The sequence below is a fragment of the Robiginitalea sp. genome, assembly GCF_982776155.1.
The window spans coordinates 333644-341618 of the sequence record NZ_CEXZKX010000005.1; the positions used below are offsets into that span (position 1 = coordinate 333644).

Genomic DNA, 7975 nt, shown 5'->3' on the forward strand with positions numbered 1-7975 from the left:
GCCCCTGCGTAGGTCAGCCACCTGCCGGGGGGCAAAAAAACCTGCCGAGGGGCAAAAAAAAGAGGGGGCCCATGCCCCCTCCATCTGGTATTCCGTATAGGAAAAACCGAAATTTTCAGTCTCAGAACCGGTAGCCGACCCCGAGTTGGAAGCCTTTGGTTTTTAAGGAGATGTCCTCAAAACCGGGCTCCTCTTCGGCGATGTTGGACAGCCCCAGGTTGTACCGGGCATCCACAAAGAAACCGGCCGGCAACTCATAGGCCGCCCCAAAGTTCAGCGCAAAGTTGGTGGATTTAAGGCCGTCGGTATCCCCGTCTTCGGCATCCACCAGGAAGCCGATTTGCGGGCCCGCCTGCACGTTAAATCCATCCACGACGTAGTACTTCAGCATGAGCGGGAGGTTGATAAAGCTCACGCTGGCATCTTTCGCCCCTTCAATGGAATATTGCAATTCGGGTTGAAAGTTCAGCTTTTCAGCAATGCCGATATCCACGTAGCCGCCGACAAAAATGCTCGTGGCACCGTCCGGGGAAATCCCGTCGCCGTCAAAGTCGAGCTTCAGGTTGGAAAAGTTCGCCCCGGCCTTCACGCCAAAGGTGATGTCGCGGTCCTGGGCCTGCAGCTGGAAGGCCCCTAAAACCAGGCAAAAAATCAAGAGTTTTTTCATTCGGTATCAAAAGATTAGGTTTCTATTAAACAAAGTAAATGTAGTGCGAAAAGCAATTCGCCGGCCAATTATTTTCGGGAATCGACAGGCCGGGTAACCCGCGACATCCCCACCTCCCAGATCACCAGATTGCGACATCACCTACCGGGTGAACCGGGATTGAATTCGTACCTTTCCGGGTGTTTACTGCCCGCTCCGGCCGGAGTGGAAAAAGCGCCCGAACCATGCAAGAAAACCGCAAACTCCAGACCGCCTTTTATGTGGGCCTGTTCCTGTCGATGATCGGGGTGCTCTTCCCGCTCTGGGGCGCCCCCCTGGTGGTGGCCGGCAGTGGGATTCTGATGGTGACCACCCGCCGCTACGGCGACCCGCATGCCCAGTGGTACCGCGTGTGCTTTCTGATGATTGTCCTGGGGGTGGTCTCGCTCTGGACCCGTTTTGCCATCAGCGGCCTGGATACGGAGGCCGCCCTGGCCGACGGCTGGGGGATGCTTGTGCTGCCCTACCCGCTCGGGTGGTTCGGGATATTGATCCTGGTGTTTATCCGGTTGTTTATCCGCCGTGCTCCCCAATAATCCTTACATTCCGGGAAAATACCGAATGATGAACACGCAACTTAAATGGCCGCTCCTCCTGCTCGCAGGCTTGATGCTGGGCCTGACAGCTTGTAAAACCGAACCGGAGGCCCCTTCGGCCTCCCAATCCGAGGTGCCGCAGCACCCCGCTTCGACCACTTACCAGCCCGCCCGCTTTGAGGAGGACAACCGGGCAGAAAAGATCCGGAGCCTCGCCCCCGACATGCAACGACTCATCGAGGAGCACGCTGCAGAGCGTCACATCCCCGGCATTGCCTACGGGATTGTGGTAGACGACGAACTGGTCGTGTCCGGCGCCACGGGCGTGCTCGACATCGAATCCGAGCGACCGGCCACCACCTCTTCCGCCTTCCGGATTGCCTCCATGACCAAGAGCTTTACGGCCATGGCCATCCTGAAATTGCGGGATGAAGGCCGCCTGGCCCTGGCAGATCCGGCCGAAAAATACATCCCGGCGATGGCCGGTCTTGAATACCTCACCAGCGATGCCCCCGCCATTACCATCGAAAACCTGCTGACGATGACTGCCGGCTTCCCGGAAGACAACCCCTGGGGCGACCGGCAACTGGACGAAACGGACCAGATGCTCACCGACCTGATGGCCGGCGGGGTCTCCTTCAGCAACCCGGCCTCCTTTGCATTTGAATACAGCAATACGGGGTATGCCTTGCTGGGCAAGATCATCTCGGAGGTTTCCGGGCAGCCCTACCAGGAGTACATCCGGGAAGAAATCCTGCTGCCCCTGGGCATGACCCGGACCTATTGGGAATACGACAGCGTGCCGGCCGACATCCTGGCCCATGGCTATCGGTGGGAAGACGAACAATGGAAGCCGGAGCCCATTTTACACGACGGGTCGTATGGCGCCATGGGTGGGCTCATCACCACCATTGAGGACTTCAGCAAGTATGTGAGCTTCCACCTGTCTGCCTGGCCGCCCCGAAGCGCCCCGGATGAGGGACCGGTGAAGCGAAGTTCTTTGCGGGACATGCAGCAACCGCGTTTTTCCCGTTTGTACGCGGAGGCCAAAGACTGGAATGGGGAAGACTGCGCCGTGATGTCCGGCTACGCCTTTGGCCTGGGAAGCGCTACATTTTGCAACGGCCTCCGGCAGGTCTCCCACGGGGGCGCCCTGCCCGGATACGGCAGCAACTATGTGTTTTTTCCGGATTACGGGATCGGGGTCATGGCCTTCGGCAACCGCACCTATACCTCCCCGTACTCCCTCGGGCCCGTCTACCGCAAAATCTTCGATTCGCTCCAGGTAAAGCCGCGCGCCCTGCCGGTGTCGGATATCCTAAAAACCCGCAAGGAGGAAGTAGCCCAGTGGGTCCGCAGCGGCGATCCGCAGGTGGAAGCGAGCATCATGGCCGAGAACTTCTTTATGGACCAGAGCAAGGAACACCGCCGGTCTGAAATCGCGGAAGTCCTGGAGGAAGCCGGGGACATTTCGTCCGTGGGCGAATTAGAGCCGGAAAACCAGCTCCGCGGACGGTTCCGCATGCAGGCCGCAAACGGGGAGGTGGTTGTATTCTTTACCCTTACCCCGGAGGCCGACCCGAAGGTGCAGCAACTGGACGTGAGTTTTGAAGGCGAAAATGAGGATTAAAGACAATTAAACAGACATGTTGCGCCCTGGTTCCTGATCGCTTCGTATCCGGACCCGGGCCCGGGTCCGGGACTCGTGCACTTCCCGGCGGGGGTGAATGGGCACGGTTGTTGTACATTTTGAGTCGAAATTTGCCGGGACGCATCCCCAACAATATCATGGTTAATGGCTGAGAAAAAGAGCAAGAAAGAAAAGAAAAGCACCCGGGCGCTGGCCGTCGTGCCCGCCACGCAATTGGAAGCGGAGGACCTGCGTGTGCTGGAATCTGCTAAACGGCGGATGGAAAATATTGGCTGGGCCATGGAGGGGCTCAACCAGCTCGGGAACAAGATCGACAAGCAGGTGTCCCGTTTGTCTGAGGGCCAGCAAAAGCAGTTGCAACAGATCAGTTATACCGTGCTGCAGCGGGTAGTGCAGTCCAACCTGAAAACCATGGACCCGGATAAAGCCAAGCCGGCTTCCCTCAACACCGCCTACCAGGCCATGGCCTCCCTCTCAGGCGCCATTGGCGGGGCCTTCGGCTTTGTGGCCTTTGCGGCCGATATGGCCCTGACCACCAAGCTGATGATGCGTTCCATCATGGACATCGCCCGCAGCGAGGGGGAGGACCTGCGGGAACTCGACACCCAGCTGGCCTGCCTGCAGGTGTTTGCCCTGGGCGGGAAATCCAAGCACGACGACAGTCTGGATACGGGCTACTACGCCCTGCGCATGTCCATCCGGTCTGCCCTGCGGGGGGTTGCCAACCCGCTGGCCAAAGCCATCGGGCAGGTGGCCGGCCGTTTCAGCGTGCAGGTGACCGAGAAATTTGCCGCCCAGGCCGTCCCGGTAATCGGGGCCGTGGGCGGGGCTGCCATCAACACGGCGTTTATGACCCACTTCCAGAACATGGCGGAAGCCCATTTTGCCGTCCGTCGCCTGGAGCGCAAGTACGGGATGGAGGCGGTTGAGGCGGCGTATCACGCGATTGGGGACGTGGCGAAGAAAACCTGATATTGTCCGCGGGATTTGCTATCTTGATGAATGGGAATCAGCGCGTTGGTATTAAAAAAACTATCGGATGGTTCCTGACCAACGAACCTTCCACAAATGACTGGCACCTTCACTTGGATACTGCATCCCGGCAAACTCCTGTTAGTTTTCCTGCTGGCCACCAACAGCTACTGGGTCCGTGCCGGGGCAAATCCGGTGCCTGCGCCACAGGATTACCCGGATAAAGTGGCCCTGCTGATCAGTGTGGCGGATTACGGAAGCAAAAACGAGATGGAGGAGGCACAAAACAATTTGCGGGATTTGGAATTCGCCTTGTCCGAACTGGGCTTCAGGGTATTTCTGGTAACAGACCCGGACCGCGAAGCCTTATTGCAGGGAATCGCAACTTTCCAGGAATATGCCGACCGGGCTATTGTAGCCTTTGCGTACTATTCGGGTCGGATTCGCACAACGGGGGACAGGAACTTTTTGATGCCGGCCGGGGCCAGGTTGAAACAATCGTTTACTTCGGCCATGAAACAGGGGGTAGACCTTGAACTATTGACAGGGAGTATGAAGGCCAGTGACGAAAATGTCGTTTCCCTGGATGCCTATCGATGGAATTTTAAGCGCACCTCCCGCAAAAATGCCTTACCCGAGAAACTACCTGCGCGCATCGCGCGCCCGGAAGAATCAAGGAAACGGGCTTTCCTGACCTATCTTGCGGGTGAAGAAAACATCGCGTACGGGGATACCCAGGGCATATCCGTAAGCTTGTTCTCAAAATACTTTTCAGAAGCTATTTCCAATGGCGACCCGTACCAGGCCCTGCTAAAAGCCCAGGCCGGCCTGAAGAGGGAGACCGGCGGGGAGGCCTTCCTGCAGGTAGCCGGGTTCCTGGAAGGCCAATACCGCAAGAACAGTTGGAACGGATACCGCGATTATATGCGGGACGGAAGAATCCAGGAGTACTCGGATGATCCACCTGTTTCCTATTTCATCGAAGAAGAGCCGTTTCCCTGGCCGCCGCCCCGGGCTTCCGCCACATACATATTGCCTCAGGAAATCTTCACCGGGGCCCAATACTTGCGGGAAATCGACAACCGGTTACGCAAAGCCCTGGATGCCACAGGGTATTACGATTTTGCCTACTTCCCGATTGCGGACCACCCGCGGGTATTGAGGTCACTCTTCGGGCCCGACCCGGATTTGGAAGGGTTGCGCGGGTTTGTGCTGCTTACGCGGATCGAACAAATCAATCCGGACGGGACACCCGTGGACAACGATAGCCGTTGGGCACTGGAAATTGAACAGCGCTACAGTATATCCATTCGGGAATATCTTTCCTCCCTGTTTTTTCCCCGCAAAGGTCATTTCCGGGTGATCGCCTTTGCGGTAACCGATAAACCCTTTAAGCAGACCACCCAACGCCTGGGCCGGCAACGTGCTTTGGATCTAGTATCCATGGGGAATCACAACAATTCCTGGTTTGCCCAAAAGGAACTCAACGATGCATTTTCCGTAACCGCCCTGATCTATGAATACGAACTCTCCGAAAACAGTGTCGAGGCCTACCTGTTGAGATCCAGCGACCTGCCGGGCCGCGTACACCTGGAACGGTCCAGGATTTGGGAATTTCTACAAAACAGGCCGTAATGGGGCAAGCCAGGAAAAATAAAACCATCTTATTAACGATCCTGCTAACGGGTTTCATCCTCGTTTTCCTGCTCTTTTTGTTTCAGACCATCGGCGGGATTTATGCAAACCGGGTTTACATCCCCTGGATGTGGTTCCTCCTCCTTTATATCCCCCCGCTAACCTATGGGATGATGTTCCGGGATGATACCGGAAGCATGTCGCTCCGGGCATCCCACCTGCTGGCACTGCTCTTTGTGGTCGCTACCCTGGCAACCATTCTTCTGCAACGGTTGGCGGTTGATGCGGAAGACGGCCAACCCATTTCCCGGGCATTTTCCAACCATCTGTTACTATCGCTTCTCTTTCTGCTACCGTTGGAAGCCTTCCTCATTTTCTCGCTTTGGCGGGCGAAAAAAAATGCGCAGCCACCGGTGTTGGAACCTCGGGCATTTATTTCTTATAACCACGGGGATAGCCCGACAGCCCTGAAAATCAAAGCCTCCCTGGAGCAGGCGGGGATCCCGGTAATCCTGGACCAGACGGATATGGAAGCCGGGCAGGACATCCATGAATTTATACAGGCATCCATCAAGCGCGCTACCGCCATTGTGTTGCTGGTCTCAGACCGGAGCCTGAAGTCTGCCTGGGTGGGTAAGGAGTCCATGGACAGCTTGTTCCTGCGGAACTACCTGGAAGACAAAAAAGTCATTGCCTGCTACCTGGAAGATCATTTTTTCCGGGATGACTACACCCTGGAAGCCATCTCGGAAATAGACCTGGGCATCCGGAACGTGCAGGAGCAAATCGAAAAAAGCCACGATGCCGGGATTGACACCCGAGATTTAAATGACAAGAAATCCCGATTGATGGGATTGCGGGCCGGCCTGGACGGGATTATCGGTTGCCTCCGGGGCAGCCTCTGCCTGGATGTGCGGGGCGATCACTTTGAAAAAAGTATGGAACGATTGGTGGCCGCGGTGAAATCCAGGGCTTAACAACTCGCCTATATTTACCTGATTTTCTTACCTTTAGGATGAATCCCCCAGATTAGACGAAATAAAACCCGTGTAAGATGATACGATTCAGACCCCGACCCTGCGGGCCATCTAAATCACCCGGCCTCATTCCAATTCCCATCTCCATCCCCGTGTACACCTTCGTCCTGGCCCTCCTTTTAGGATGCGCGGACAAGGAGGTGCAACCCGAAGATTATTCGCCCGAGATCGCCATTCAATGGAATGACCGGATTATGGAACTGGCCGTGGAAAAAGACGGGCTCTTGACGCTTAACGGCGTACGCACCGAAGCCATCGCTTTTACGGCGGCACACAATGCGCTCAATGCCATCCACCCCGTATATGAATCGTACCATTTTTCCGGGTCGCACCCGGATGCCAACCCATCTGCGGCCGTAGCCCAGGCGCTGTATGAGGTGACGGCAGCCAGTTTTCCGGACCAGCAGGAACAGATCCGGGGCTGGCTGGGGGAGGTGCTGGATACGATCCCGGAGGGTGCTGCCCGGGAGGCCGGCATCCAACTGGGAAAGGAAGCCGCCGAAGCCCTGCTGGAGATGCGGCAGGCGGACCAGTGGAACGGGGAGGCCGAATATACCTGGCACCCCATGGCCCCGGGCGTTTACGCGGAGTTTAACGAGCATAGCGGCACCCCGGAGGGATTTGTTTTCGGGGCCGGCTGGGCCCGGGCCGAACCCTTCCTGTTGGAGTCCCCGGACCAGTTCCGGTCGCCTCCGCCTCCGGATATCGCTTCGGATGCCTACACGGCTGCCTTTAACGAGGTAAAATCCGTGGGAAGTGAATCCAGCGATACCCGTACGAAAGACCAGGCGCATCTGGCTATGTGGTGGAAGGATTTTGTGGAAAATTCGCATAACCGGCTGGCCAGGCAGTTGGTCGCTGCGGAAGGCCTGAACCTGTGGGAAACGGTCCGCAGCATGGCCCTGCTGAACATGACCGTCTACGATGCCTATGTGAACGTATTCGACAACAAGTTCCACTACAACCACTGGCGCCCCTATACGGCGATCCGATGGGCCGCCAACGATGAAAACCCGGATACGGAACCCGACGAGGAGTGGAACAACCTGCACCGGCATACCTATGCCTTCCCGTCCTACCCTTCGGCCCATGGCTCTGCGAGTTCCGCAGCCATGCGCGTCCTTTCCGAAACCCTGGGAACCGGAGACGACTACGCCTTTACCATGCGCACCGTACAGGTGGACAGCGCCGGGCCATTTTCCGGGAAAATGACCATGGACCCGCCCGTGCGATCCTTTTCTTCCTTTACCGAGGCGGGTTTGGAAGCGGCCATGTCCAGGGTGTACCTGGGCATCCACTTCCGGTACGATTCGGAGGAAGGCCACCGGCTGGGCAATGCTATCGGGGATTATGCAAATGACAATTTTTTGAGGCCGCTGCCGCGTTAAATCGAATCTGGAAATGGGCCCCCACCCGCCCGCCACATCCAACCTAACCC

7 protein-coding genes are annotated in these 7975 nt (G+C 57.1%); 6 read left to right on the forward strand and 1 reads right to left on the reverse strand.

What is annotated here, in order from left to right; all coding sequences use genetic code 11:
* Positions 1–121 precede the first annotated feature (121 nt).
* Positions 122–667 (reverse strand): porin family protein, encoded by a 546-nt coding sequence (locus tag AC3DKS_RS11025; RefSeq protein WP_015753251.1) that lies wholly within the window; start codon positions 665–667, stop codon positions 122–124.
* A gap of 224 nt (positions 668–891) precedes the next feature.
* Between AC3DKS_RS11025 and AC3DKS_RS11030 the strand changes: the two genes are divergently transcribed.
* From AC3DKS_RS11030 to AC3DKS_RS11055, 6 genes are all read left to right on the forward strand, one after another.
* Positions 892–1242 (forward strand): hypothetical protein, encoded by a 351-nt coding sequence (locus AC3DKS_RS11030; RefSeq protein ID WP_272606890.1) that lies wholly within the window; start codon positions 892–894, stop codon positions 1240–1242.
* 28 nt (positions 1243–1270) lie between these two features.
* Complete coding sequence (locus AC3DKS_RS11035; protein WP_272606888.1) at positions 1271–2872, forward strand: serine hydrolase domain-containing protein; 1602 nt, start codon at positions 1271–1273, stop codon at positions 2870–2872.
* 165 nt (positions 2873–3037) lie between these two features.
* Positions 3038–3865 (forward strand): EcsC family protein, encoded by an 828-nt coding sequence (locus AC3DKS_RS11040; RefSeq protein ID WP_272606887.1) that lies wholly within the window; start codon positions 3038–3040, stop codon positions 3863–3865.
* 96 nt (positions 3866–3961) lie between these two features.
* Entirely contained in the window at positions 3962–5500 is a 1539-nt protein-coding gene (locus AC3DKS_RS11045) for a caspase family protein (protein WP_272606886.1), read from the forward strand.
* Positions 5500–6477: a toll/interleukin-1 receptor domain-containing protein gene (locus AC3DKS_RS11050; RefSeq protein WP_272606885.1), complete on the forward strand. Its 978-nt coding sequence runs from the start codon at positions 5500–5502 to the stop codon at positions 6475–6477. The genes AC3DKS_RS11045 and AC3DKS_RS11050 overlap by 1 nt, the downstream gene beginning before the upstream one ends.
* Before the next feature lie 152 nt (positions 6478–6629).
* The gene (locus AC3DKS_RS11055) at positions 6630–7925 is read left to right on the forward strand and encodes a vanadium-dependent haloperoxidase (RefSeq protein WP_430930932.1); all 1296 of its coding nucleotides are present in this window, start codon (positions 6630–6632) and stop codon (positions 7923–7925) included.
* The last annotated feature ends 50 nt before the right edge of the window (positions 7926–7975 follow it).